The 23,431-nt window shown below is 68.5% G+C and carries 21 protein-coding genes; 10 read left to right on the forward strand and 11 right to left on the reverse strand.

The genetic code is table 11. The features are described from left to right. The first annotated feature begins 50 nt into the window (after positions 1 to 50). From CXY81_RS06260 to CXY81_RS06270, 3 genes are read left to right on the forward strand one after another with little or no spacing between them, the layout of a single operon-like run. The gene (locus CXY81_RS06260) at positions 51 to 1,307 is read left to right on the forward strand and encodes an Nramp family divalent metal transporter (RefSeq protein WP_104194336.1); all 1,257 of its coding nucleotides are present in this window, start codon (positions 51 to 53) and stop codon (positions 1,305 to 1,307) included. After that, complete coding sequence (locus CXY81_RS06265; RefSeq protein WP_104194347.1) at positions 1,307 to 1,951, forward strand: metal-dependent transcriptional regulator; 645 nt, start codon at positions 1,307 to 1,309, stop codon at positions 1,949 to 1,951. The genes CXY81_RS06260 and CXY81_RS06265 overlap by 1 nt, the downstream gene beginning before the upstream one ends. Positions 1,952 to 2,004: 53 nt before the next feature. Next, the gene (locus CXY81_RS06270; protein WP_104170661.1) at positions 2,005 to 2,805 is read left to right on the forward strand and encodes an HAD-IIA family hydrolase; all 801 of its coding nucleotides are present in this window, start codon (positions 2,005 to 2,007) and stop codon (positions 2,803 to 2,805) included. Positions 2,806 to 3,188: 383 nt separating this feature from the next. Here CXY81_RS06270 and CXY81_RS06275 read toward each other — a convergent pair whose 3' ends face one another. The 3 genes from CXY81_RS06275 to CXY81_RS17225 all read right to left on the reverse strand — a co-directional run bounded on the left by CXY81_RS06275 (position 3,189) and on the right by CXY81_RS17225 (position 6,107). After that, positions 3,189 to 4,991, reverse strand: a complete 1,803-nt coding sequence (locus tag CXY81_RS06275; protein ID WP_146067633.1) for a hypothetical protein — start codon at positions 4,989 to 4,991, stop codon at positions 3,189 to 3,191. Between the two features lie 392 nt (positions 4,992 to 5,383). After that, positions 5,384 to 5,932, reverse strand: coding sequence for an orotate phosphoribosyltransferase (gene pyrE / locus CXY81_RS06280; protein WP_104194338.1), 549 nt, complete (start codon positions 5,930 to 5,932; stop codon positions 5,384 to 5,386). A gap of 52 nt (positions 5,933 to 5,984) precedes the next feature. Further along, positions 5,985 to 6,107, reverse strand: coding sequence for a hypothetical protein (locus CXY81_RS17225; protein ID WP_255408683.1), 123 nt, complete (start codon positions 6,105 to 6,107; stop codon positions 5,985 to 5,987). Between the two features lie 137 nt (positions 6,108 to 6,244). Between CXY81_RS17225 and CXY81_RS06285 the strand changes: the two genes are divergently transcribed. Further along, complete coding sequence (locus tag CXY81_RS06285) at positions 6,245 to 7,168, forward strand: LysR family transcriptional regulator (RefSeq protein ID WP_104170666.1); 924 nt, start codon at positions 6,245 to 6,247, stop codon at positions 7,166 to 7,168. Here CXY81_RS06285 and CXY81_RS06290 read toward each other — a convergent pair. The 5 genes from CXY81_RS06290 to CXY81_RS06310 form a co-directional block, all read right to left on the reverse strand. Next, positions 7,165 to 8,664 carry a CoA-acylating methylmalonate-semialdehyde dehydrogenase gene (locus CXY81_RS06290; RefSeq protein WP_104170667.1) on the reverse strand — a complete coding sequence of 500 codons (1,500 nt, stop codon included), beginning with the start codon at positions 8,662 to 8,664 and terminating at the stop codon, positions 7,165 to 7,167. The two genes, CXY81_RS06285 and CXY81_RS06290, sit on opposite strands and share 4 nt — an antisense overlap. 56 nt (positions 8,665 to 8,720) lie before the next feature. Beyond that, positions 8,721 to 10,055, reverse strand: coding sequence for an aspartate aminotransferase family protein (locus CXY81_RS06295; protein ID WP_233194020.1), 1,335 nt, complete (start codon positions 10,053 to 10,055; stop codon positions 8,721 to 8,723). A gap of 106 nt (positions 10,056 to 10,161) precedes the next feature. Then, positions 10,162 to 11,178 (reverse strand): TIGR03842 family LLM class F420-dependent oxidoreductase, encoded by a 1,017-nt coding sequence (locus CXY81_RS06300; RefSeq protein ID WP_104194339.1) that lies wholly within the window; start codon positions 11,176 to 11,178, stop codon positions 10,162 to 10,164. A gap of 12 nt (positions 11,179 to 11,190) precedes the next feature. Then, positions 11,191 to 12,627 carry a dihydropyrimidinase gene (gene hydA / locus CXY81_RS06305; RefSeq protein ID WP_104100111.1) on the reverse strand — a complete coding sequence of 479 codons (1,437 nt, stop codon included), beginning with the start codon at positions 12,625 to 12,627 and terminating at the stop codon, positions 11,191 to 11,193. Positions 12,628 to 12,637: 10 nt separating this feature from the next. Next, positions 12,638 to 13,486, reverse strand: a complete 849-nt coding sequence (locus CXY81_RS06310; protein WP_104170669.1) for a nitrilase-related carbon-nitrogen hydrolase — start codon at positions 13,484 to 13,486, stop codon at positions 12,638 to 12,640. A gap of 473 nt (positions 13,487 to 13,959) precedes the next feature. On the opposite strand from CXY81_RS06310, the gene CXY81_RS06315 reads away from it, so the two are divergent. The 5 genes from CXY81_RS06315 to cofD all read left to right on the forward strand — a co-directional run bounded on the left by CXY81_RS06315 (position 13,960) and on the right by cofD (position 19,106). Further along, positions 13,960 to 14,745, forward strand: coding sequence for a (S)-acetoin forming diacetyl reductase (locus CXY81_RS06315; RefSeq protein ID WP_104194340.1), 786 nt, complete (start codon positions 13,960 to 13,962; stop codon positions 14,743 to 14,745). A gap of 319 nt (positions 14,746 to 15,064) precedes the next feature. Then, positions 15,065 to 16,090: a putative F420-0 ABC transporter substrate-binding protein gene (locus CXY81_RS06320; RefSeq protein WP_104194341.1), complete on the forward strand. Its 1,026-nt coding sequence runs from the start codon at positions 15,065 to 15,067 to the stop codon at positions 16,088 to 16,090. 138 nt (positions 16,091 to 16,228) lie between these two features. Next, entirely contained in the window at positions 16,229 to 17,251 is a 1,023-nt protein-coding gene (locus CXY81_RS06325) for a putative F420-0 ABC transporter permease subunit (RefSeq protein ID WP_104194349.1), read from the forward strand. Beyond that, on the forward strand, positions 17,242 to 18,108 hold the full coding sequence (locus CXY81_RS06330; protein WP_104194342.1) for an ABC transporter ATP-binding protein: 867 nt from the start codon (positions 17,242 to 17,244) through the stop codon (positions 18,106 to 18,108). The genes CXY81_RS06325 and CXY81_RS06330 overlap by 10 nt, the downstream gene beginning before the upstream one ends. Then, positions 18,105 to 19,106, forward strand: a complete 1,002-nt coding sequence (cofD, locus tag CXY81_RS06335) for a 2-phospho-L-lactate transferase (protein ID WP_104170673.1) — start codon at positions 18,105 to 18,107, stop codon at positions 19,104 to 19,106. Before CXY81_RS06330 ends, cofD begins: the two co-directional genes overlap by 4 nt. Before the next feature lie 165 nt (positions 19,107 to 19,271). Here cofD and cofC read toward each other — a convergent pair whose 3' ends face one another. The 3 genes from cofC to CXY81_RS06350 are packed head-to-tail and all read right to left on the reverse strand — an operon-like array spanning position 19,272 to position 21,750. Then, positions 19,272 to 19,925, reverse strand: coding sequence for a 2-phospho-L-lactate guanylyltransferase (cofC, locus tag CXY81_RS06340; protein ID WP_104170674.1), 654 nt, complete (start codon positions 19,923 to 19,925; stop codon positions 19,272 to 19,274). Then, positions 19,922 to 20,746: a coenzyme F420-0:L-glutamate ligase gene (locus CXY81_RS06345; protein WP_199182993.1), complete on the reverse strand. Its 825-nt coding sequence runs from the start codon at positions 20,744 to 20,746 to the stop codon at positions 19,922 to 19,924. Before CXY81_RS06345 ends, cofC begins: the two co-directional genes overlap by 4 nt. A gap of 2 nt (positions 20,747 to 20,748) precedes the next feature. Next, the gene (locus CXY81_RS06350; RefSeq protein WP_104194343.1) at positions 20,749 to 21,750 is read right to left on the reverse strand and encodes a TIGR03557 family F420-dependent LLM class oxidoreductase; all 1,002 of its coding nucleotides are present in this window, start codon (positions 21,748 to 21,750) and stop codon (positions 20,749 to 20,751) included. Positions 21,751 to 21,915: 165 nt separating this feature from the next. On the opposite strand from CXY81_RS06350, the gene CXY81_RS06355 reads away from it, so the two are divergent. Continuing rightward, entirely contained in the window at positions 21,916 to 22,752 is an 837-nt protein-coding gene (locus tag CXY81_RS06355; protein WP_104170676.1) for an exodeoxyribonuclease III, read from the forward strand. Positions 22,753 to 23,431: the final 679 nt, after the last annotated feature.

Genomic DNA, 23,431 nt, shown 5'->3' on the forward strand with positions numbered 1-23,431 from the left:
TTTCGGTGTACCTAAATCTGCCCTATCCTATCGGTGTGGCTAAAAACAACATGCGCACGGATGCGAGGGGACCGGTCCCTGAGATCGCCACCGTGGCATCCTCTCACCTGCTCTGGTTGCTCGGCCCTGCCCTCGTCGCGGGCGTGGCCTACCTCGACCCCGGCAACGTCGCCAGCAATATGACGGCTGGTGCTCGCTACGGCTACCTGCTGGTCTGGGTGGTCGTGGCCGGCAACGTGATGGCCTGGCTGATCCAGTACCTCTCGGCCAAGCTCGGCATCGTAACCGGCACGAGCCTGCCGGAAATTCTCGGGGTACGTATTCGGCGCCCGCTCACCCGCCGCCTCTACTGGGTGCAGGCGGAACTGGTGGCCATGGCCACCGACCTGGCCGAGATCATCGGCGGCGCGGTCGCCCTGAACCTGCTCTTCGGCCTCCCCCTGCTCGCCGGCGGCGTGATCACCGGGGTCATCTCGATGATCGTGCTCACGGTGCAGACCCGGCGCGGCCCGCGCACCTTCGAACGCGTCATCGTGGCGCTGCTGCTCATCATCACCGTGGGCTTCGCGGCCGGGGTGTTCTTCGCTCCGCCGGATGCCGGCAGCGTCGTCGCCGGCCTCGTGCCGCGGTTCGAGGGCGCGAATTCGGTGCTCCTGGCCGCGTCCATCCTCGGCGCGACGATCATGCCGCACGCCATCTACGCCCACTCCGCGCTCACCCGGGACCGATTCCCCGTCGTGGCGGACGGCGCAGCAACGCGACGCCTGCTCTGGGCCACCAAATGGGACGTCACCATCGCGATGGCCATCGCCGGCACGGTGAACCTGTCGATCCTGCTGCTCGCGGCATCCGCTCTGCAGGGCGTCGCCGGGACCGACACGCTCGAGGGCGCCCACGCCGCCCTCGAGGCAACCCTCGGGCCCGTGATCGCGACGGTGTTCGCGGTCGGGCTGCTCGCCTCCGGGCTGGCGTCCACCTCGGTCGGAGCGTACGCGGGAGCGGAGATCATGCACGGCCTGTTGCACGTGCGCGTGCCGCTGCTGGCGCGTCGCGTGGTCACCCTCATTCCCGCGCTGCTGATCCTAAGCGTGGGTTTCGACCCGACCGAGGCCCTGGTGCTCAGCCAGGTCGTCCTGTCGTTCGGCATCCCGTTCGCGCTGATCCCCCTGGTCTGGCTCACCATGCAGCGCGGGGTGCTCGGCGAGCATGTTAACCGCTGGTACACGACGGTCGCCGGCGCCGTCTGCGCCCTGCTCCTGGTGGCCCTGAACGTGGTGCTGCTCGTGCTCGTGTTCACAGGGGCGTGATGAAACACCCCACACACGCGGCCGAGGACTACCTCAAGACCATCTACGCGCACACCGAATGGCAGCCGAACCCGATCACGTCTTCGGTGCTGGCCGCGCGGCTGGGGGTGGCGCCGTCGTCGGTCACCGAGATGGTGAAGAAGCTCGCCGTCGGCGGCCTGATCGAGCACGTTCCCTACGGGCCGATCACCCTGAGCCGGACCGGTTTCCTGCGGGCGACCGCGGTGGTGCGCCGGCACCGGTTGATCGAGACCTGGCTCGTGCGGGAGATGGGCTACGACTGGCACGAGGTGCACGACGAGGCGGAGGTGCTCGAGCACTCGATCTCGGACCGGCTGCTGGCGGCGATCGACGATCGGCTCGGGCATCCGTCGGCCGACCCGCACGGGGACCCGATCCCGGCCGAAGACGGCAGCCTGACCCGGCCGGACGCCATCCTGCTGGCTGAGGCCGCACCCGGACACGTCGGGGAGGTCGTGCGCATCAGCGACCGCGACCCGGACATCCTGCGCGACCTTGCCGTGCACCGGGTCGGCCCGGGAACCCGGCTCACCGTTCTCGAACCCGGCGTGGTGCGGCTGCCGGGCGGCGGCATCCGTCGGCTGTCGTCTGCGGCGGCCCGATCGATCTGGCTCACCTCGTAACCGTCCGGAAACCTCGCGCCGCTAGGCTTATTCCCGAACCAAGGGAGCACCCAATGACACGCCGCGAAGACATCGAATGCTGGCTCACCGATATGGACGGCGTGCTCGTGCATGAAAACAGCCCGTTGCCGGGCGCGGCGCAGCTGCTGCAGCAGTGGAGCGACGCCGGCACGCCGTTCCTGGTGCTCACGAACAACTCGATCTTCACCCCCCGGGACCTCAGTGCCCGCCTGCGCGCCTCGGGCCTGAACGTGCCCGAAGACCGCATCTGGACCTCCGCGCTGGCGACGGCCGACTTCCTCCGATCCCAGGCGCCCGGCGGCACCGCCTTCGTGATCGGCGAGGTCGGGCTCACGACCGCCCTGCACGAGGCGGGTTTCATCATGACCGAGACGAACCCGGACTACGTGGTGGTCGGCGAAACCCGCAACTACTCGTTCGAGGCCATCACCAAGGCCATCCGTCTGCTCTTGAACGGTGCCCGCTTCATTTCGACGAACCCGGATGCGACCGGCCCCAGTGCGGACGGCCCCCTGCCCGCCACGGGTGCGATCTCGGCCCTGATCACCAAGGCCACCGGCATGGAGCCCTATGTGGTGGGCAAGCCGAACCCGATGATGTTCCGCTCGGCGATGAACAAGATCGGCGCGCACTCGGAGAACACGGCCATGATCGGTGATCGGATGGACACCGACATCATCGCCGGGATCGAGGCCGGGCTGCACACCATTCTCGTGATGACCGGCATCAGTGACGACGCTGAGGTGCACCGCTACCCGTTCCGCCCGGACGAGATCCTCTCCGGCGTGCACGAGCTGGTCTCCAAGGAGCCCGTGGAGTCCGACGCGATCTAGGTTCCGCCGCTCTCGTCGCAGCCGCGCTCTGCCGCATCAGTCGCTCCAGCACCCCTACAGCCGCGCCCGCCGCTCCTGCTCCCACTCCTCCCCCCTTCCGCCGCTCCCCCTGCTCCCCCTCCCGCTCCCGCTCCCGTTCCCCCTCCCGCCAGGCCCTGACGAATTCGACGGAGATTTTGCGTTACAACCCCGTTTCCGACCCAGAACTGACCATTTTCGGCAAAATCTCCGTCGAATTCGTTCGAACATCGGGCATGGGGGGCGACGGCGGATCCCGGTTGCACGGCTGGGGTTCCGCTGCGCTACAAGACAGCCAGACAGCCAGGCGGCAAGGCAGCCGGACAGCCAGGGGGCAGACGTCGATGACGGATGCTCCGGAACGCTTATGCGGCGGGTACCGGTCCGGGGCCCGCGATGCTCGCGTTCATCGGCTCGCCGGAGGCCCGGCTCACGAAGCAGTAGTAGGAGCGGCCGCCATCGGACCACTGTTCCTCGGTGATCGGGTAACTACCCTGCACCTGCACGTCGCCGTAGGCCGAGGCCGCGGCCAGGTCGATGACGCCGGTCGCGCTGCAGAGCAGGTTGATCTGCCCGGCCAGCTCGGCCTCGCCAGGGAAGGCTGTGGCGGCATCCCCGGCGAACACTCCGCGGTACACGAGCTGAGCCGCATGCGGGGTGGCACAGTCGGCGACCGTGAACTCCTCTTCCCAGGGTGTCACGTACGGCTGCAGGCATTCGCCGCCGAACAGGGTGTCCCACTGGTGCACGCCGACCGTCTGGGGGCCGGTGGCCTCGGGCGGCGCCGACGGCGCCACACTCGGGGTGGCGCTCGGGGCAGGTGTAGCGCTGGACGTGGCCACCGCAACGGGGGCAGCGTCGCCGCCGACCAGGCTCTGCCCGAGGAAGAACAGTGCCGCCAGCGCGAGCACGACCACCAGGCCGCCGACGCTCCAGATCAGAAGCCGGGGCCTGCCGGGGCGGCTGCCTCCGGGCGGGCGACCGGCGGAGGCCGGCCGCGCGGCATCGGCACCGGCACCGGCATCGGACGGCGCCGCGTCCACTGCGGAACGCCGGCCGTTCGCTGCGACCGGAGTGTCCACGCCCGACGAGGAGTTTGGACCCGACGCGGGGCGCGGGGATACCGCACCGAACATACTGGTCGTGCCCGACGCGGGCCGCGGAGTGGTGTCAGCAGCAGCACTCGCACCGGCGTGGGTACCGGCCCCAGCCCCGGCTGGTGCAGGTTCGGGGGAAGCAGTGACGGCGGACGCGGGGGCGGCGGACGCGGACGCGGGCGCGGCGGACAGGTGGGCCGGCGTTGCGGCCAGTGAAGGTGGAGTCGGGGCGGCGGTGGGCGCGGCGCGGGCCGCGGCCGAGGCCTGCGCCGCCGTCTCGGCCAGCCGTGTGCCTGCACGGGCATCCGGTTCGGGGACGGCTGCCTCCGGCGCCGGGATGGCTGCCGCGGCTAACGGGGCACCTGAGGCGGCAACAACGGCCGCGGCTCCCGCCGCAACTCGGGCCTCGGCTCCAGCGATCCCGGCGGCGTCGCGGCCCTGGCCCGCGAGAGGGGCCGGAGCCGACAGTGACGCGGCCAGTCGTGCGCGCAGACGGCCGCGGGCGGAGACCGGAGCCGGCAGCGCGACCGGCTCGGGGTCGGGAGCAGGCGGCGTGCGCCCGGCCAGCAGATCGGCGGCCGCAACCTCCTCGGCGGTCAGCTCGAGCGGCGACTGCGTGAAGGTGGTCCACCACGGCGCCGGTGCGAGATCGGCTTTCTCCGAACGGATGCTGCCGCTCCGGTCAGACTCGTCCAGCCCGTTCCCGCCGGGCATCGGCCGGGGCGCGGGAGCCTCGACGGGTGCCAGAGGTGCCGGTGCCAACGCGTCGGGCGCCCACGGGGCGGGCCCCGAAGATGAGACCGAGCCTGTTTCGGCCGACGTCAGTTCCGAAGCCGAGTCATCCGTGAGCGCGGCGGACGAAGCCGCCGACCTGACAGCGGCCGAGGGCGCGAACGCGGCCGGCTGGAGCTCGGAAAACGCGGCCGCAGCCGCCGTAGCCGCCGTAGCCGCCGCGACGGCAGCCGACTCAGCAGACGAAGCAGCCCCGGAAGCAGCGGCACCGACTGCAGAAACAGCACGCGCCGGGTTTGCGGGCGTCAGGACGAACAGGGCCGCGGTCGTGATCGGCACGGATCCTGTCACATTCGCTGGCCCCGCAGCCGAAGGCGTCGCTCCAGCCGATGGCGTCGCTCCAGCCGATGGCGTCGCTCCCGGCGAAGGCACAGGAGCGGCAGGAGGCGCCGGAGCGGGACCAGCAGCGCCAGCCGCAGCAGCGGCGGCCCGAGCCGCGGCACCTTTGGCGAGCCGAGGGTCAGGCTGGGAGGTCGGCTTGAGCCCCCAAAGGAAGACGCCGGTATGGGTCGTCGGCTCGGCGGGTGCCGGTGGAACAATGCGGGAGGTTCTCGGCCACCGCGGCGACTGGCGGGGCGAATATTCGTCCGGCAGGGCCGGGCGCGCGCCGTCACCGAGCTGAGATGCCAGCCACTTCATTCCGTCCTCGCCGGGCACCTCGTCTGTGGGCACTAGTTCAGCCCCAGGTCCTCAAGACCGATCGCGGCGTAATAGGGGTAGCCCGCGGCTTCGACCACTTCGCGCGCGCCGGTGTTTCGGTCGACCACGACGGCGACGCCGGCGATGATCGCACCGACCTTGAGGAGCGCGTCGATCGCCGCCAGGGGCGAACCGCCCGTGGTGGACGTGTCTTCGAGCACGACGACGCGCTTGCCGGCGAGATCAGGTCCTTCGACCTGCTTGCCCCGGCCGTGGTCCTTGGGCTCCTTGCGCACAACGAAGGCGTCGTACGCGGCTCCGCGTGCCACGCCCTGGTGCAGGATGGCCGCTGCCACCGGGTCGGCGCCCATGGTCATGCCGCCGACCGCGGTGACATCCGGAATGTGCGCGATCAGGTCGAGCATGACCTGGCCGATCAGTGGGGCGACGCGGTGGTCTAGGCTGACCTTGCGCAGGTCGACGTAATACGTCGCCTTCTTGCCGCTGGTCAGGGTGAAATCCCCGTGGAAAACGGCCTCGGCCGAGATGTGGGCGATGAGCTGCTGGCGTGTGTCCGTCACAGGACCAAGTTTAGGCCATCGGCCGGTCGGTGAACCTGAAGCAGGCGTTGCTCTAGAAGATGCGAACGAGCTTGCGCTCGGGAACGCGGCGGAATCCGTCCTTGTGCACGTCGAAGACGACGGCAACGACGGAGGAGATGACGATGAGAACAAGAACGGCGAGAAGAACAAACACGGTCGTACCTTTCGGGAAATGGGGTTGAGTGTCGGGAAGACGGAGGCACCATTGCTCGAGTTCGACGTATATAGTTCATCATCTTTAACTTTGCAGCACAATCGCATAGTTCTGCACGGAGTGTGTAGCGTTACTACATGGATGTCCAACGACTCGAACTTCTCCGCGAACTGGCCGAACGCCACAGCATCACTGAGGTTGCCCGCGCCACGCACCGCACGCCATCCGCTGTCTCGCAGCAGCTGAAAGTGCTCGAACGCGAGGCCGGCCTGCCGCTCACCGAGCGCAGCGGTCGCGGCCTCATTCTGACGGATGCCGGCCGCGCTCTGGCCCGCAGCGCGACGGATGTCGCGGTCGCCCTCGCCCGCGCCCGGGCGGTCTGGGACGAGTTCCGAAACGACGCCACGGGCGAGGTGAGCCTGGTCACCTTTCCGACTGCGGGCGAGATGCTGCTGCCGGGAGCGGTGAGAAGCATCGCCGCCGTGCCCGGACTCATCGTCAACTGCACCGACAAGGACCCGGAACTGAGCGACTTCCCCGCGCTCACGGCGGAGTACGACATCGTGCTCGCCTACAGCCTGCGCGGCCAGCTCCCCTGGGGCGGGCGCGGACTGACGGTGGTCCCGCTGATGACAGAGCCGCTCGACGTCGGGCTGCCGGCCGACCATCGGCTGGCCTCCCGGTCGTGGATCACCCCGGCGGACGTGATCGGCGAGACCTGGATCGGCGCGCCGACCGGCTACCCGTTCGAGCGCATCCTGCACCAGATCGAGCAGAAGGCAGGCAGCCAGATCACCGTCGCCCAGCAGTTCGCCGACCTGCGGGTGATCGAAGCGTTCGTCGTGGCAGGCCTCGGCATCGCTCTGGTGCCCCGGTACACCTGGGGCGGCGACCAGCCGAGCCGCCTCGTGCTCAAGCCGCTCCGCGGGGTGGACGCCGAGCGGCAAATCGTGGCGCTGATGCGCCCCGATCGGGCCGAGCGCCTCGCCGTGCGCACCGTTCTGGAGGTGCTCCGCACCGAGGCCGCCCGCGTGCAGGCCAAGCACGCCCTCATCCCCTAGGCGTTCTGTGGGAAGCCCAGGTTGATACCGCCGTGGCTCGGGTCCAGCCACCGGCTCGTGATGGCCTTCTCTCGGGTGTAGAAGGCGATCCCGGCCGGGCCGTAGGCCTTGGCGTCGCCGAACAGGGAGTCCTTCCAGCCGCCGAACGAGTGGTAGGCCACGGGCACCGGGATCGGCACGTTGATGCCGACCATACCGACCTGCACCTCGTTCTGGAACCGCCTGGCCGCACCGCCGTCGTTGGTGAAGATGGCCGTGCCGTTGCCGTAGCGGCTGCGGTTGATCAGGTCGAGTCCCTCGGAGTAGCTGGCGACCCGCACGATGGAGAGCACCGGGCCGAAGATCTCGTCGAGGTAGACGTCCGAGTCCGTGCTGACCTTGTCGAAGAGGGTCGGGCCGAGCCAGAATCCGCTCGCGTCACCGTCCACCTCGATGCCGCGGCCGTCCACGACGACCTCGGCTCCGTCGGTCTGGGCGAGGTCGATGTAGGACGCCACCTTGTCACGGTGTACCTTCGTGATCAGAGGTCCCATGTCGCATCCGCGCATGCCGTCGCCCACCTTGAGGCTCTTCAGCCGCGCGGTGATCTTCGCGACCAGGTCGTCAGCGACCGGTTCCACGGCCACCACCACGCTGATCGCCATGCAGCGCTCACCGGCCGAGCCGAAGCCGGCGTTGACCGCGGCATCCGCGGCCAGGTCCAGGTCTGCGTCTGGCAGCACGAGCATGTGGTTCTTCGCGCCGCCGAGGGCCTGCACGCGCTTGCCGTGGTGGGCGGCCGTCTCGTAGATGTACTGCGCGATCGGCGTGGAGCCGACGAACGAGATCGCCTGCACGTCGGGGTGCACGAGCAGGGCGTCGACGGCTTCCTTGTCGCCGTGCAGGACGTTGAGCACACCGGCGGGCAGGCCGGCCTCGGTCATCAGGGCAGCCATCCAGTTCGACGCGGACGGGTCTTTCTCGCTCGGTTTGAGCACGACCGTGTTGCCGGCCGCGATGGCGATCGGGAAGAACCAGAGGGGCACCATGGCTGGGAAGTTGAACGGGCTGATGATACCCACCACGCCGAGCGGCTGGCGCAGCGTGTAGACGTCGACGCCCGTGGACACGTTCTCGGAGTACTCGCCCTTGCTCAGGTGCGGCATGCCGAGCGCGAACTCGACGACCTCGAGGCCGCGTGCGATCTCGCCGAGCGCATCCGAGGTCACCTTGCCGTGTTCGGCGGTGAGGATGTCGGCCAGCTCGCCTTTGCGCGCGTTCAGCAGTTCGCGGAAGTTGAACATCACGCCCTGGCGCTTGGCTTGGGATGTGTCGCGCCAGAGCGGATAGGCAGCGTGGGCGGAGGCGACGGCGGTGTCGACGTCGGTGGCACTGGCCAGGATTACATTCTTCGCGACGGCGCCGAGGGCGGGGTTGAAGACGGGCGCGGTGCGGGTCGAGGCTCCCCGGAGGGGAGCCCCGTCGACCCAGTGGGTGATGAGGGGCAGTTCGGTCATGGGCGTTCGTCTCTCTTCATTCTCTTCATCGAGTCGGGGTGAGGGTGCGCGGGGCGTCAGACAAGCCGGTCGAGGCTGAGGACCTCGTCATAGATAGTGAGCGCCTCGGCGACCTCGGCGTCGGTGACGACGCAGGGCGGCACCACGTGGATGCGGTTCTCGGCCAGGAACGGCAGCAGGTTGCGGGCCAGCAACTCCGATTTGATCCGGCCCATCACGGCGCCGCTGAGCGGCTGGCGGGTCTCCCGGTCGGAGACGAGTTCCATCGCCCAGAACACGCCGACCCCGCGCACCTCTCCGATGATCGGGTGCTTAGCCTGCAGCTCGGCGAGCCCGGGGGCGAGCACGTCGCGCCCGATCCGGGCGGCGTTCTCCACGATGCCCTCGTTCTTCATGGCGTCCAGGGCCGCCACGATCGACGCCATCGCCAGCGGATGTCCGCTGTAGGTGAGGCCGCCGGGATAGACCGTGGTGTCGAAGTCGTGGGCGATGGGGTCGGAGATGATCACACCGCCGGTGGGCACATAACCGGAGTTGACGCCCTTCGCGAAAGTGATCAGGTCCGGCACCACGTCGAAGCCGTCGAACGCGAACCAGTTGCCGGTGCGGCCGAAGCCGGCCATCACCTCGTCGAGGATCAGCATGATGCCGTACCGGTCGCAGAGGGCCCGCACGCCGGCGAGGTAGCCGGGCGGCGGCACGAGCACGCCGGCGGTGCCGGGGATGGATTCCAGCAGCACGGCCGCGATGCCCGCGGGTCCCTCACTCTGGATCACGTGCTCGAGGTGGCGCAGGGCCCGCTCCGACTCCTGCTCGGGGCTGGTCGCCCAGAACTCGCTGCGGTAGAGGTAGGGGCCGAAGAAGTGCACGTGCCCGCGGGCGAACTCATTCGGGATGCGGCGCCAGTCGCCGGTCGCGACGATGGCCGCGCCCGTGTTGCCGTGGTACGAGCGGTAGGTGGAGAGCACCTTGTCGCGGCCCGTGTGCAGGCGCGCCATGCGGATCGCGTTCTCGATCGCATCCGCCCCGCCGTTGGTGAAGAAGACCTTGTTGAAGCCCTCCGGCGCCCGTTCGACGATGCGCTGAGCGGCCTCGCCGCGGGTCAGGGTCGCCGTGGAGGGCGCCACCGTGGCGAGCCGACCGGCCTGCTCGATGATGGCCGCGGTGACGGCCGGATGCTGGTGGCCGATGTTCACGTTGACGAGCTGGCTGGAGAAGTCCAGATAGCTGCGCCCGTCATAATCCCAGACCCGGGAGCCCTGCCCGCCGGCGATCACCAGCGGCTTGAGGGCACCCTGGGCCGACCAGGAGTGGAAGACGTGCGCCCGGTCAAGGTCGTAGGCGAGCTCGTTGCGGCTGGCCGTGGCGCTTGGGGAAGTGATGTCATTCACAGATATCGGGTTCTTTCTCTCTGCGTTGAGATGGTGAGGCCGTGGATCGCCCACCTTCAGTGTGACCTCGATCGGCTTGAAGTCTGCACCATTCACCTGGATCGGGTCATTTCTTTGCCACGATGGGCTCGGTCATCGCCGGGATCACGGTCTCCCCGTAGACGCGCATCGTCTCTTCCTTGTTGTCGTGCTGCAGGTAGCCGGCGAACTGGTCGACGCCGATGGCGCGCAGGGCCTCGAGCTTTTCGATGTGGTCCTTCGCGGTGCCGAGCAGACAGAACCGGTCGACGATCTCGTCGGGCACGAACTCGGCGTGCGCGTTTCCGGCACGGCCGTGCTCGTTGTAGTCGTAATCCTGCCGGCCAATGATGTAGTCGGTGAGGGCCTTCGGCACATGAGATTCGATGCCGTACTTGGCGACGATGTCGGCCACGTGATTGCCGACCATGCCGCCGAACCAGCGGCACTGGTTGCGCATGTGGCCCCAATTGTCGCCGATGTACATGGGCGCGGCCACGCAGAACTTGACCGCCATCGGGTCGCGGCCGGATTTCGCCGCGGCCTCCCGCACGGTCTTGATCATCCACTCGGCCACGTCGAGGTCGGCCATCTGCAGGATGAAACCGTCGCCGACCTCGCCCGCGAGCTTCAGCGCGAGGGGCCCGTAGGCCGCCACCCACACGTCAAGGGTGGAGCCGCGGCTCCACGGGAACTGCAGGGTCGCGCCGTTGTATTCGACCGACCGGGAGTTCGCGAGTTCCCGGATCACGTGCACCGACTCGCGCAGCGTCTTCAGGGTGGTGGGGGTTCCGTTGATGACCCGCACCGCCGAATCCCCGCGGCCGATGCCGCAGATGGTGCGGTTGCCGTACATCTCGTTCAGCGTCGCGTAGGTGGAGGCCGTGACCGTCCAGTCGCGGGTGCCCGGGTTGGTGACCATGGGTCCGACGATGATCCTGTCCGTCTCCGCGAGGATGCGGCTGTAGATGACGTAGGGCTCCTGCCAGAGCAGATGCGAGTCGAACGTCCAGACGTGGCTGAAGCCGTGCGCCTCGGCAAGTTTGGCCAATTGCACGGTGCGGGCGGATGGGGGGTTGGTCTGCAGCACTGCTCCAAAGTCCATCTGGGGTCCCGTCTAGATCAGGTACTGGCTCAGGCCGCGCTTGACGAACCGGCCGTCACCCTTGGAGCCGAGATAGGAGCTGTCGTCGATGATGACCTTGCCGCGGGACAGAACGGTGTCGACGTGACCGTCGATCTCGTAGCCTTCCCAGGCGGAGTGGTCCATGTTCATGTGGTGGGTCTTGCCATTCCCGTTGACGGGCAGGCCGATCGAGGTGTGGCCGTTCGGGTCGTAGATCACGATGTCGCCGTCGGCGCCCGGCTGGATGACCCCCTTTTTGCCGTACAGCCCGAACATCCGTGCCGGGGTGGTCGCGGTGATCTCCACCCAGCGTTCGAGCGAGATGCGGCCGTTGACGACGCCCTGGTAGAGCAGGTCCAGGCGGTGCTCGACCGAGCCGATGCCGTTCGGGATCTTCGAGAAGTCGCCGAGGCCCAGCTCTTTCTGCCCCTTCATGCAGAACGGGCAATGGTCGGTGGAGACCATCTGGATGTCGTTGGTGCGCAGGCTCTGCCACAGGTGGTCCTGGTGGCCCTCGGCCTTCGAGCGCAGCGGCGTGGAGCAGACCCACTTCGCGCCCTCGAACCCCGGTGCCCCGAGATTCTCCTCGAGCGACAGGTAGAGGTATTGCGGGCAGGTCTCACCGAACACGTTCTGGCCGTGGTCCCGGGCGGCGGCGATCTGCTCCACGGCCTGCTTGGCGCTCACGTGCACCACGTAGAGCGGCGCCCCGGTGAGGTTCGCGAGCATGATCGCGCGGTGCGTGGCCTCCTCCTCCAGCTGCCAGGCGCGCGCGACACCGTGGTAGTAGGGGTCGGTCTTGCCCTCTGCGAGCAGCTGCGTGACGAGCACGTCGATGGCCGGGCCGTTCTCGGCGTGCATCATGGTCATCAGCCCGGTCTCGGCGGACTTCTGCATGGCGCGCAGCACCTGCGCGTCATCCGAGTAGAAGACGCCGGGGTAGGCCATGAACAGTTTGAAGCTGGAGATGCCCTCGTCCAGCAGCCCATCCATCGCCTGCAGCGAGTCCTCGTTGAGGTCGCCGATGATCTGGTGGAACCCGTAGTCGATGGCGCAGTTTCCGGCCGCCTTCTCGTGCCAGGCCGCCAAACCGTCGAAGACCCGCTGGCCGTAGCTCTGCACCGCGAAGTCGACGATGGTGGTGGTGCCGCCCCAGGCCGCGGCCCGGGTGCCGGTCTCGAAGGTGTCGCTGGCCGCGGTGCCGCCGAACGGCAACTGCATATGCGTGTGCGCGTCGACGCCGCCGGGGATCACGTACTTGCCGGTGGCGTCGATCACACGGTCGACGGATGCGGCGAGGTCGTTCCCGAGGAGGGCCGAGCCAGGTGCCAGCACGGCGACGATGATCTCGCCGTCGATGAGGACATCCGCCTGCACACGGCCGGTCGCGCTGACCACGGTGCCGTTCTGGATCAGGGTCGTCACGATGCGCCCCTGGCTACGGCCGGGCGATCGGGCCGTAGGAGTCGGGACGGCGGTCCCGGTAGAACTGCCACGAGTTGCGCACCTCTCGGATGACGCCCAGGTCGAGGTCGCGGATGACGACCTCCTCGGTGTCGGTGGAGGCCACCTCGCCAACGTAGTTGCCGCGCGGGTCGACGAAGTAGGAGCTGCCGTAGAAGGTGACGGCGTCGGCGCCGAACTCCTCGGTCTCGGTGCCGATGCGGTTGTTTGCGCCGATGTAGTACTGGTTGGCGACGGCGGCGGCCGGCTGCTCGAGCTCCCAGAGCCGGTTCGAGAGGCCGGGCTTGGTGGCCGAGGGGTTGAAGACAATCTCGGCGCCGTTCAGGCCGAGCACGCGCCAGCCCTCCGGGAAGTGCCGGTCGTAGCAGATGTAGACGCCGATCTTGCCGACCATGGTGTCGAAGACGGGGTAGTCGACGTTTCCGGGGCGGAAGTAGAACTTCTCCCAGAACTGGGGCAGGTGGGGGATGTGGTGCTTGCGGTACTTGCCGAGGTAGGTGCCGTCGGCGTCGATCACGGCGGCCGTGTTGTAGAGCACGCCGGGCTGCTCCTCCTCGTAGACGGGGAGCACGATCACCATCGTGTGCTCGGCGGCGAGCTTCTGGAACCGCTCCACGAGCGGTCCCGGCACGCTCTGCGCGTAGTCGTAGTACGTGGAGTCCTGCACAATGCCGAAGTAGGGGCCGTGGAACAGCTCCTGGAAGCAGATCACCTGCACTCCCGCTTCGGCGGCGGTGCGTACGAATCCCTCGTGCTTCTGGATCATCGACTCCTGGTCGCCCGTCCACTCGGTCTGGGTGATTGCGGCCCGAACTACAGTCATCTTGTCTCCACATTCGCCAGTGACGGAACAACGTCAAGCCGAACGACAGCGTCCGGGCTTATTAGTCTTCGACGCAAACATTTGGTGCTGTTTTTCTGTGTGATTGACGCGTATATCATCCTGTCGAGCGAATCTGCCGGTGGCAAGGGTTCATGCAAACCGTTATCGTCGCGGTCGGGCACAGGGTCACTGGCCGACCGAATATCACTCGATCGCGCCTACAATGGGGGTAATGCCTCGTCAGCTGCTGGAGTTCTTAGGCAACATCGACACAGAAAACGGGGACGTCTCAGATTCACCCCGAGAGGTTCACCCTCGGGGCCACTCATCCACCGCGACGACGCCGGAAATTCTCGGTGCGCGCCGCGCTGCTGGCGCCGTGCGTATCGGATCAGTAAAACTCCTGTCCTGCTTTGACATGACGTCATCGACTCGCCGGCAGGTTGTGAATAATCGAGATTGGAATCAATACCATGACACGCACAGAAAACGGAAAAGTCGCACTCGTTACCGGTGGTGGACAGGGAATTGGTCAGGCCATTGCTGAGCGACTCCACGCTGACGGCTTCAAGGTCGCCATCGCCGACCTGAACCGTGCGACCGCAGGCGCGGTTGCCGAATCCCTGGGAGGCAAGGAGGGCGGAGCACTGGCACTGCACGTCGATGTCTCCGACCGAGACAGCGTGTTCGCCGCGGTCGAGCAGGCCGTCACGGAGCTCGGGGGCTTCGACGTCATCGTCAACAACGCCGGCATCGCCCCCACGTCTCCAATCGATGACATCACCCAGGAAAGCATCGCAAAGATATTCTCCATCAACTTCAACGGCGTGGTGTGGGGCATTCAGGCAGCCACCAAGGCGTTCAAAGAGCTCGGCCACGGTGGAAAGATCATCAGCGCTGCGTCCCAAGCCGGTCACGTCGGGAACCCCGGCATCGCGTTGTACTCGGCCACCAAGTTCGCCATTCGTGGCTTGTCCCAGACAGCCGCCAAGGACCTGGCTCAATTCGGCATCACGGTCAACACCTTCGCCCCCGGCATCGTGAAGACGCCCCTCATGGAGGAGCTCGCGAAAAAGGTGGCAGCCGACGCGGGCCAGTCGGAAGAGTGGGGCTGGGATCAGTTCACGAACGGCATCGCCCTCGCCCGCCTGTCCGAAGCGTCCGAGGTCGCGGGGGTCGTTTCGTTCCTGGCTGGCCCCGACTCCGGCTACATCACCGGACAGTCGATTCTGGTCGACGGCGGAATGGTCTTCAACTAAGCAGAGGACGAAACTGACTCTCCCCGGCCCGGCGACTGGCCGCATCGTGTCCCGGGCGCGCCGGACATCCGTCCCCCATCGCCCCGCTCGCCCGGGATGGGCCGCGCCGAAGTTCTGGCCTAGGCTGAACGAAGACCGCCGGTTGGCTCTGACCGGTTGAGCCGGCCCCGACTTGGGCGGCAGGTCGCCGACACGTGCTCGGTCGCACCCTTCCTGCCCCGCAGTTCTCCCTGTGCTCGCCAGAGCGGGTGAATCGTCGCCATGGCGTGCTCATACCGACGATTCACCAGCTCTCGCGGCCCTGAACCGGATCGGTAACATGTCCCAATTACGTTCGTTCCGTGGTCCCCTGCTGGTGGTCGTTGCGGCGGCTGCCCTGCTGTCGAGCGGATGCGCTGCGGCGAGTCCCGTCGCCGCGCCCAGTGCCGCGCCGGGCGCGAGCGCCGGCACGGGTGGGGGCTACCCGATGACGATCGACAACTGCGGCACCGACGTGACCGTGGAGGCCGCGCCCGAACGGATCGTGACGATCAAGTCGTCGACGACCGAGCTGCTGCTCGCACTGGACCTCTCCGATCGCATCGTGGGCTCGGCGTTCCTCGATGGCCCCCTGCCGGCATCCCTCGAGAAGGCCGGCGCAGGCCTGTTCGTGGTCAGCGACTTCGTGCCCGGCCAGGAGGCCGTGCTCGGACTCACGCCCGACTTCGTCTACGGCGGCTGGGAGTCCAACTTCTCTGCCGAGGGCGTGGGCGAACGCCAGAGCCTCGCCGACCTCGGCATCGGCAGCTACGTTTCCCCCTCCGCCTGCAAGGGCGAGGGCTACATGCCTGACCCGCTCACTTTCGACTCCGTGTTCGCCGAGATCACCGAGGCCGGCGCGATCTTCGGCGCCGAAGAGGCCGCGGCCGACCTGGTCGCCGATCAGCAGAAGACCCTCGCGGCCCTTGACCCCGCCGCCGCGGAGACCACCGCGCTCTGGTATTCCAGCGGCACCGACACTCCCTACGTGGGCGCCGGCATCGGCTCGCCCAACATGATCATGGCGGCCGCGGGCCTGAATAACGTGTTCGCCGACGTGCAGGACACCTGGACCTCGGTGGGCTGGGAGTCGGTCATCGAGGCGAACCCGAGCGTGATCGTGCTCGTCGACGCCACCTGGAACACCGCGGAGTCGAAGATCGCGAACCTCGAGACGAACCCGGCCACGCAGCAACTCGACGCCGTGAAGAACCAGCGCTACATCGTGCTGCCGTTCGCGGCCACCGAGGCCGGCATCCGCAACGTCGAAGCCGCCGCGTCAACTATCAAACAGCTCGACGCGCTCGAGTCGACGACGGCCGGCTAGCGACCGGCGCCAGAGCACGACGCACGACGCAGGACACGACAGGACAGCACCAACGGGACAGACACGACGGAACAGGCGAGGCAGGTGGATCGGGTGGAGCTGCAGCAGCCGGAACGCACGGCGGCCCAGAGCCGTCGCGTGGCCGGGCGCGCGCGCTACCTGGGCTGGCTCGCCCTGTCGGTCCTGGCCCTCGTGCTTACGGCGGGGCTGGCCGTGACCATCGGTCCGGCCGACGTGAGCCTGACGGATGTCGCCGCGAGCCTCGCCGGGCACCTCGGCCTGCCGGGCGCCGCCGGGGTAGCCCCGCTGACCGACTCGATCGTGTGGCAGCTGCGCCTGCCGCGCGTGCTGACCGCGGCCGCTGTCGGCGCGGGGCTCGCGCTCTGCGGCGCGGTGATGCAGTCGGTGACCCGCAACCCGCTGGCGGACCCCTACCTGCTCGGGCTGTCGAGCGGAGCCTCTCTCGGCGCGGTCTGTGTGATCGTTCTCGGCGTCGCGGTGGCGCTGCCGGCCGCGGCGTTCCTCGGCGCGCTGGCAGCCCTCGTCGCCACGCTGAGCATCGCGCGGGTCGGCAACACGATCACGCCCGGGCGCGCGGTGCTCTCGGGCCTGGCCATCGCGCAACTGGGTGCGGCCGGTACGTCCTTCATCATCTTCTGGGCAGCCAAGGGCGACTCCTACCGGGAGATCCTCAACTGGCTGCTGGGCTCGCTGGCCGGCAGCTCGTGGTCGAGCGTCGTCATCTCGGGCACCGCCCTCGTGGTGGTCGGGGCCGGGATCGTGCTCTCGGCCACCCGTCTGGACGCGTTCACCTTCGGGGATACCGCCGCGGCATCCCTCGGCATCAACGTCAACGGCACTCGGTGGATGCTGCTCGGCGCGGTGGCGCTACTGACCGGCGCCATGGTGGCCGTGAGCGGGGCCATCGGCTTCGTCGGCCTGATCCTGCCGCACCTGGTGCGCGGCCTGAGCGGGCCCGGCCACCGCCGCCTGCTGCCGCTGACCGTGGTGCTCGGCGCCCTGTTCCTGATCGTGGCCGACACGGTCGCCCGCACGGTGTTCGACCCGCGCGAGCTGCCCGTGGGCATCATCACCGCGCTGATCGGCGTGCCCGTCTTCATCGTGCTGATCAAGAGCAGAAAGGCCGCCGCATGGTCGTGATCCTCGACCGGGTGTCGTTCCAGGTCGACGGCACCCCGATTCTGACCGATGTGTCGGCGGTCGTGCCCACGGGCGCAGTGACCGGCCTGCTCGGACCCAACGGGGCCGGCAAGTCCACCCTGTTGCGCCTGATCGCAGGGCTGGAGACACCGGATGCCGGCGGCGTCGAACTCGACGGAGCGCGATCCGGCAGAGGGTCCGGTCTGTCGCGGCGCGAGACCGCCCGGCGGGTGGCGCTGCTCGAACAGAACGCCGCGCCCAGCGTCGACCTCACGGTGCGCGAGGTCGTGCTCCTCGGCCGGATCCCGCACCGCAGCCGGGTGCTCGGCAGCTTCGGCGGCGACGACGACCACCGGGTGGCCGAGGAATCGCTGGCCGTGGTCGGCGGCAGCGACCTCGCCGACCGGGCGTGGCATACGCTCAGCGGCGGCGAGCAGCAGCGCGCGCAGATCGCCCGAGCGTTGGCGCAGCGGCCGAGTCTGCTGCTGCTGGACGAGCCGAACAACCACCTCGATGTGAGCGCCCAGCTCGGGCTGCTCGGGCAGGTGCGCGGGCTCTGCGCGGGCGCGGCCGGTACGGGCCTGACCGCGATCATGGCCCTGCACGATCTGAATCTGGCCGCCGCGTTCTGCGACCAGATCCTGCTGCTGCACCACGGGCGACTGGTCGCGGCCGGCACCCCCGAGGCGGTGCTGCGGCCGGCGACCATCGCGGAGGTCTACGGCGTGGACTGCGACGTGATCCCACATCCGCGCGGCGGGCATCCGGTGATCGTGTTCGCTCCATCCACGCCGATTCCGGCCTTCCCGCCTCCCCGTGAACCCGAAGTCACCCAGCATGGAAGAGCGCACAGATGACGACCATCACCGTTCTGGCCGGCGGCATCGGCGGCGCCCGGTTCACCCGCGGGCTGCTGAAGCACCTGGCGGAAACCGAGCCGGAGGCGACGGTGACGGTGATCGTGAACACGGGCGATGACATGTGGCTGGACGGGCTGCGCATCTGCCCGGACCTCGACACCGTGATGTACACCCTCGGCGGAGGCATCAACGAGGAGCAGGGCTGGGGGCGGCCCGAGGAGTCCCGCCGCGCCTCCGCTGAGATCGCAGCCTACGGGCGCGGCTGGTCCTGGTTCACGCTCGGCGACCTGGATCTGGCCACCCACATCGTGCGCAGCGACCTGCTCCGGAACGGCTCCACGCTGAGCGAGGCCACCGAGTTCCTCTGCCGCCGCTGGCAGCCCGGGGCGCGCCTGCTGCCGATGAGCGACATCCCCGTCGAGACACATGCCCGACTGGCTATGGATGCCGATGAGCACCGGGCCGGCGAGCTGATCCACTTCGAGGAGTGGTGGGTGCGCTACCGCGCCGGCGTTCCGGCGACCGAGTTCGTGCAGGTCGGACTTGAGTCCGCAGTGCCCGCGCCGGGCGTCGTCGACGCCATCATGACGGCCGACCTGGTGATCCTGCCCCCGTCGAACCCGGTCGTTTCGGTCGGCACGATCCTCGCCGTACCGGGCATCCGGGACGCCCTTTGTTCCAGCGCCGCCGCGGTGGTCGGCGTCTCGCCGATCATCGCGGGCGCGGCCGTGCGCGGCATGGCCGACGCCTGCCTGCACACCATCGGCGTCGAGACTACGGCCGAGGCCGTGGGCCTGCACTACGGCTCCCGCGCCGCGGGCGGCGTGCTCGACGGGTGGCTGGTGGACGAGACGGATGCCGGCGCGCTGCCTGCGCTGGCGGCGGCCGGCATCCATTCGGTCGCCGTGCCGCTCTGGATGCGGGATGCCGCGACAACCATGCGGCTCGCGGCGGATGCGCTCGCCCTCGCTCGCGGCACCCTCTCCGTCGTCTGAGCGGCAGTAGCACAGCCGCGGCAGCTCCATCCATAGCGGCAACAGTTTCGACTCCCTGCCGCAACGGGCGTGCACGTAACCTCGGAGATTTTTTGCGACACGCCGTTCACGGCGCCCGCTCACCCGGCGTTTTGCGAAAAATCTCCGACTGTAGCGACGCGCCGATCAGCGCGCGGCGTCCGACCCCGGGGCCTTGACGACCAGGAGGGTGTGCGGCCCGACGCCGAGACGCTGCGCCACCGCAAGGTCGGCGGCGGTATCGACGTCGTGACGGATCGAAACGGATGCCGCCAGCACGAGCGGCACATGGCCGGCGGCCTCATGGGCGGCCCGAGACCCAACCCCGAACCGAGGCTCGATCGGGACTCCGGCGAGCGCGAGCAGAGTCGTGGTGCCGGTTCCGGCCGCGTCGGGCACCAAACTGCGATCGTGCGCGGCGGCGAGGTGCAGAGTGCGCTCGACATCCGCGGGCGTCAGCGCCGGCAGATCGCCGGTCAGCACGGCCAGGTTCGCCTCCGGAAATGCCCCGCGGGCAACCATCAGTCCCTGCCGGATTGCCGCGTTCAACGGGTCTGCGGGCAGGATCGATTCGCGCACCGGGGCCTCGCGCACGATGTCGACCCCGAGCTCGGCCAGCCGACCCGAAAGTTCACCGTCGCCCGTGACGACCAGCACCCGGTCGACACCATGCGCCGCCAGCAGAGCCGCGACCGTGTCGAGAGCGAAGGCATCCGCCAGCCCGGCCCGATCGGGCCGCTCGCCCAGCCGGCTCTTCGCCCCGGGGTTGCCCTTGACGGGCACGATCGCCACCCAGCTCATTCGGTGACGGAAACGACGGATGCCGCGTCGACGGCGGTAGCGGCCAGCCCCGCCGCGTACCCTTCCGAGAAACCCTCGGCGTGCGCCTCGGCGCTCCCCAGCCGGAACATGTCGTTCTCGCTCGGCCGCAGCAGCCGGGTCGCTCCGCGCGCATCCGCGTCGTCGGGCTCGCCCACGAGGCGACCGAGCCCGCGCACGACCGCGACCGGGTTGCCGCTGGTCTTGCCCTTCACCAAATCGGCCGCGCCGGCGATCTCATCGGCGACCGCGGCGACGGTCACGTCGAGGCGCCGGCCGGACGCATCGGTCGTGCCGCGCAGGTCGTCGAGAACCGTGACTCCGGCGGCGCCGATCGCGATGTCGGTCTGGCCCTCACGCCACGGGCGCCCGACGGTGTCGGTGATCAGCACGCCGAGCCGCAGGCTGGTGCGTTCGTGGAGGGCTGTGCAGAGGGCGCGCGCGGAGGCATCCGGATCGACGGGAAGGAGCAGCACGAACCCGTCGGGGGTGTTGCTCGCGTCGACGCCGGCCGCCGCCATCACCAGGCCCTGGCGGTTCTCGACGATCCGCGTCATCCCGCCGGGAAAGGTGCGGGTCGCGACGACCCGCACGGTCTCGTCGGTGATCGCCTGCTCCCGATCGGCCGCCCGCACCTGGCGGCCCTCGGCCTTGGACACGATCTTGCTTGTCACCGCGAGAATGTCGCCGTCGCGCAGGCGGCTGCCTGCCGCGTCGGCGATGAGCGCAGCGAGGTCTGCGCCGGCCTCGACCTCACCGATGCCCTCCAGCACGAAAACGTGCAGGCCGGTTGGTTCTGGCACCACTAGCGCACGAGCTTCGGCAGCACGGATGCGCCGAAAACGTCGATCCACTGGCGCTGGTTGCGGCCCACGTTGTGCAGGTATATGCGGTCGAAGCCGAGGTCGACGAACTTCTGGATGTAGGCCCGGTGGTCGTCGGGGTCGGCTGAGATGATCATGCGGCCCTCAAAGTCCTCGGGGCGAACGAGTTTGGCGATCTGCTCGAATTCGAACGGTGAACGGATATCCCCCTTCGGGAACTTCATCCCGCCGTTCGGCCACTCGACCAGGGCGTTCCGCATGGCCTCCTCGTCGGTTTCGGCCCAGCTCATGTGCAGCTGCAGCACCTTGGGCATAGCGGCCGGGTCCTTGCCGCCGTCCCGGGCGCCGTCGTCGAACTTGCCGAACAGCATCGAGATCTTTTCCAGCGGGGCTCCGACCGTGATCAGGCCGTCGGCGTGACGCCCGGCGCGCTTGGCCGTGACCGGGCCGGCGGTGGCGACGAGAATCTCCGGGGCCACCTCGGGCATGGTCCAGAGCCGGGTCGACTCGAGCTTGTAGAACTGGCCGGAGTGCTTGACGTCCTTGCCTGCGATGGAGGCGGTGAACAGCTTGGAGATGATCTCAATGGCCTCGAACATGCGGTTGATGCGCTCGGGGGCTTCCGGCCAATACTGGCCGACGATGTGCTCGTTCAGAGCTTCGCCGGAGCCGAGGCCGAGCCAGTGCCGGCCGGGGTACATCGAGGCGAGCGTCGCGGAGGCCTGCGCCACCATCGCCGGGTGCCACCGGAAGGTGGGCGCGGTGACGCCGGGCCCGAGGTCCCCCTTCGTGCGCTCACCGATCGCCGCGAGCACGCTCCAGACGAACGAGGACTCACCCTGGGCGGGCACCCACGGTTGGAAGTGGTCGGCCGCCATCACCCCGGTGAACCCGTGTTCCTCGGCGTAGGCCGACAGGGCCACCGCCTCCGCGGGCGCGAACTGCTCCAGCATCGCCGCGTAGCCGATCTGCAAATCCGTCATGGGTACCGCCCTGCCTTTCGTTGTGGTTCGATCCTGTCACTCCCGGCTCCGAGAACTCCCCTCCCCACTTAGAAACGCCCGAGCGGCATCCGCCGCGCGCGTAACGGCGCAGCACCGGCGTGGCCGGGAATCCGTCACAGCGCATCCGTCAAATAGGCTGGAAGCATGCGCATCGCCACCTGGAACGTCAACTCCATCCGTGCCCGAGTCGGCCGGGTCGTCGACTGGATGGTGCGCGAGGACATCGACGTGCTCGCGATGCAGGAGATCAAATGTAAGCCTCCGCAGTTCCCGGCGCAGGCGTTCGAGGACGCCGGCTACGAGCTCGCCGTCCACGGCCTCAGCCAGTGGAACGGCGTCGCCTTCGCCAGTCGCCTCGAGATGGCGGATGTCGCCACCGGCTTCCCCGGCATGCCCGGCTTTCTGAAGGGCCAGGAGGGTCCCGGCCTCCCGCTCGAGGCCCGGGCGCTCGGCGTCACGGTGGAGGACCTGCGGTTGTGGAGCCTGTACGTTCCGAACGGACGCAGCATCGACGACCCGCACTTCGCCTACAAGCTGGACTGGCTGGAGCGCCTGCGCGCGCACGCCCGGGACGAACTGGCTCGCGACCCGCACCTGGCCCTCGCACTGATGGGCGACTGGAACGTGGCCCCATTCGAGCGTGACATGGGTGACCCGAGCTTCGTTCCCGGCAAATCCACTCACATCTCCGAGCCCGAGCGGGCCGCGTTCCGCGCGTTCGAGGCGGAGGGCATCCTCGATGTGGTGCGCCCGCTGGCTCCGGAGGGTTACACCTTCTGGGACTACAAACAGCTGAGGTTCCCCCGCAACGAAGGCATGCGGATCGACTTCATCCTCGGCTCCCCCGCGTTCGCGGATCTGGTGACCGCGGCGAGCATCCACCGCAATGAGCGCAAGGGTGATGCGCCGAGCGACCACGTTCCCGTGGTCGTGGAGCTGGCCCTCGAGGGCGAAGACGACGACCGCCCGATGATCTTCTAACCGGCGCACCGAGCCGGAAACGTGCCGGCAACGGCGCGTGCGAGCGCGAGCGCGAGCGCGGCGGCGCTACTCGCACAATGTCTTCCGTACCCTGGGGGCGCCACAGTATCGCCACAAGATCGCCACAAGCGCGCCCAGCGACCTTCGTCACCGTCTCCGTCACCCGCCGCGTCGAGCCGACCCGCATCTCTGAGGCCACGCGCTGGGCTCAGCGGGGCCAGGACCTTCCTGGTCATGCCCCAGATCACCCGGATGCTGCGCCCCTGGCTGCGACGGCGGCCCCCGGAGCTAGATGAGTGAGTCCGAATCGTTTGGTTGTGTCGCTTTCGCAAGGTCAGAGCTGACCGCACCGAGTGGCCTCGGTTCATCGAAGGCGGAACGCTGTGCCCGGCGTCGAACCAATTCGACGGAGATTTTAGGTCAAGCACCCGTTTTTGAGCCGAGACACGCTTTCTAAAGCAAAATCTCCGTCGAATTCGTTCGGAACGAGGCGCAGGGCCTCGGACTCAGCTCGGCCGGCATTCCCTCGCTTTGTGGTCCGGAGCCGTGTTCGGCTTCGAGCGATCGATGTCGTGCTCGGCCATCGGCCGGCCGGCCGCTAGATGTTGTTCCCACACAGGTTGTGAGCGTGGCGTGAGCTAAAAAAGTGAGGACCTCCGGTATCGATTGGGTTACCACA

The sequence above is a fragment of the Cryobacterium sp. M25 genome, assembly GCF_002929635.1.
Taxonomy (GTDB): domain Bacteria; phylum Actinomycetota; class Actinomycetes; order Actinomycetales; family Microbacteriaceae; genus Cryobacterium; species Cryobacterium sandaracinum.

What these genes read in the sequence shown, in the direction of transcription:
- CXY81_RS06260 (WP_104194336.1), top strand. Translation starts at nt 51, where the DNA reads ATGCGCACGGATGCGAGGGGACCGGTCCCTGAGATCGCCACCGTGGCA.
- CXY81_RS06265 (WP_104194347.1), top strand. Translation starts at nt 1,307, where the DNA reads ATGAAACACCCCACACACGCGGCCGAGGACTACCTCAAGACCATCTAC.
- CXY81_RS06270 (WP_104170661.1), top strand. Translation starts at nt 2,005, where the DNA reads ATGACACGCCGCGAAGACATCGAATGCTGGCTCACCGATATGGACGGC.
- CXY81_RS06285 (WP_104170666.1), top strand. Translation starts at nt 6,245, where the DNA reads ATGGATGTCCAACGACTCGAACTTCTCCGCGAACTGGCCGAACGCCAC.
- CXY81_RS06290 (WP_104170667.1), bottom strand. Translation starts at nt 8,664, where the DNA reads ATGACCGAACTGCCCCTCATCACCCACTGGGTCGACGGGGCTCCCCTC.
- CXY81_RS06300 (WP_104194339.1), bottom strand. Translation starts at nt 11,178, where the DNA reads ATGGACTTTGGAGCAGTGCTGCAGACCAACCCCCCATCCGCCCGCACC.
- CXY81_RS06310 (WP_104170669.1), bottom strand. Translation starts at nt 13,486, where the DNA reads ATGACTGTAGTTCGGGCCGCAATCACCCAGACCGAGTGGACGGGCGAC.
- CXY81_RS06315 (WP_104194340.1), top strand. Translation starts at nt 13,960, where the DNA reads ATGACACGCACAGAAAACGGAAAAGTCGCACTCGTTACCGGTGGTGGA.
- CXY81_RS06320 (WP_104194341.1), top strand. Translation starts at nt 15,065, where the DNA reads ATGTCCCAATTACGTTCGTTCCGTGGTCCCCTGCTGGTGGTCGTTGCG.
- CXY81_RS06330 (WP_104194342.1), top strand. Translation starts at nt 17,242, where the DNA reads ATGGTCGTGATCCTCGACCGGGTGTCGTTCCAGGTCGACGGCACCCCG.
- cofD (WP_104170673.1), top strand. Translation starts at nt 18,105, where the DNA reads ATGACGACCATCACCGTTCTGGCCGGCGGCATCGGCGGCGCCCGGTTC.
- cofC (WP_104170674.1), bottom strand. Translation starts at nt 19,925, where the DNA reads ATGAGCTGGGTGGCGATCGTGCCCGTCAAGGGCAACCCCGGGGCGAAG.
- CXY81_RS06350 (WP_104194343.1), bottom strand. Translation starts at nt 21,750, where the DNA reads ATGACGGATTTGCAGATCGGCTACGCGGCGATGCTGGAGCAGTTCGCG.
- CXY81_RS06355 (WP_104170676.1), top strand. Translation starts at nt 21,916, where the DNA reads ATGCGCATCGCCACCTGGAACGTCAACTCCATCCGTGCCCGAGTCGGC.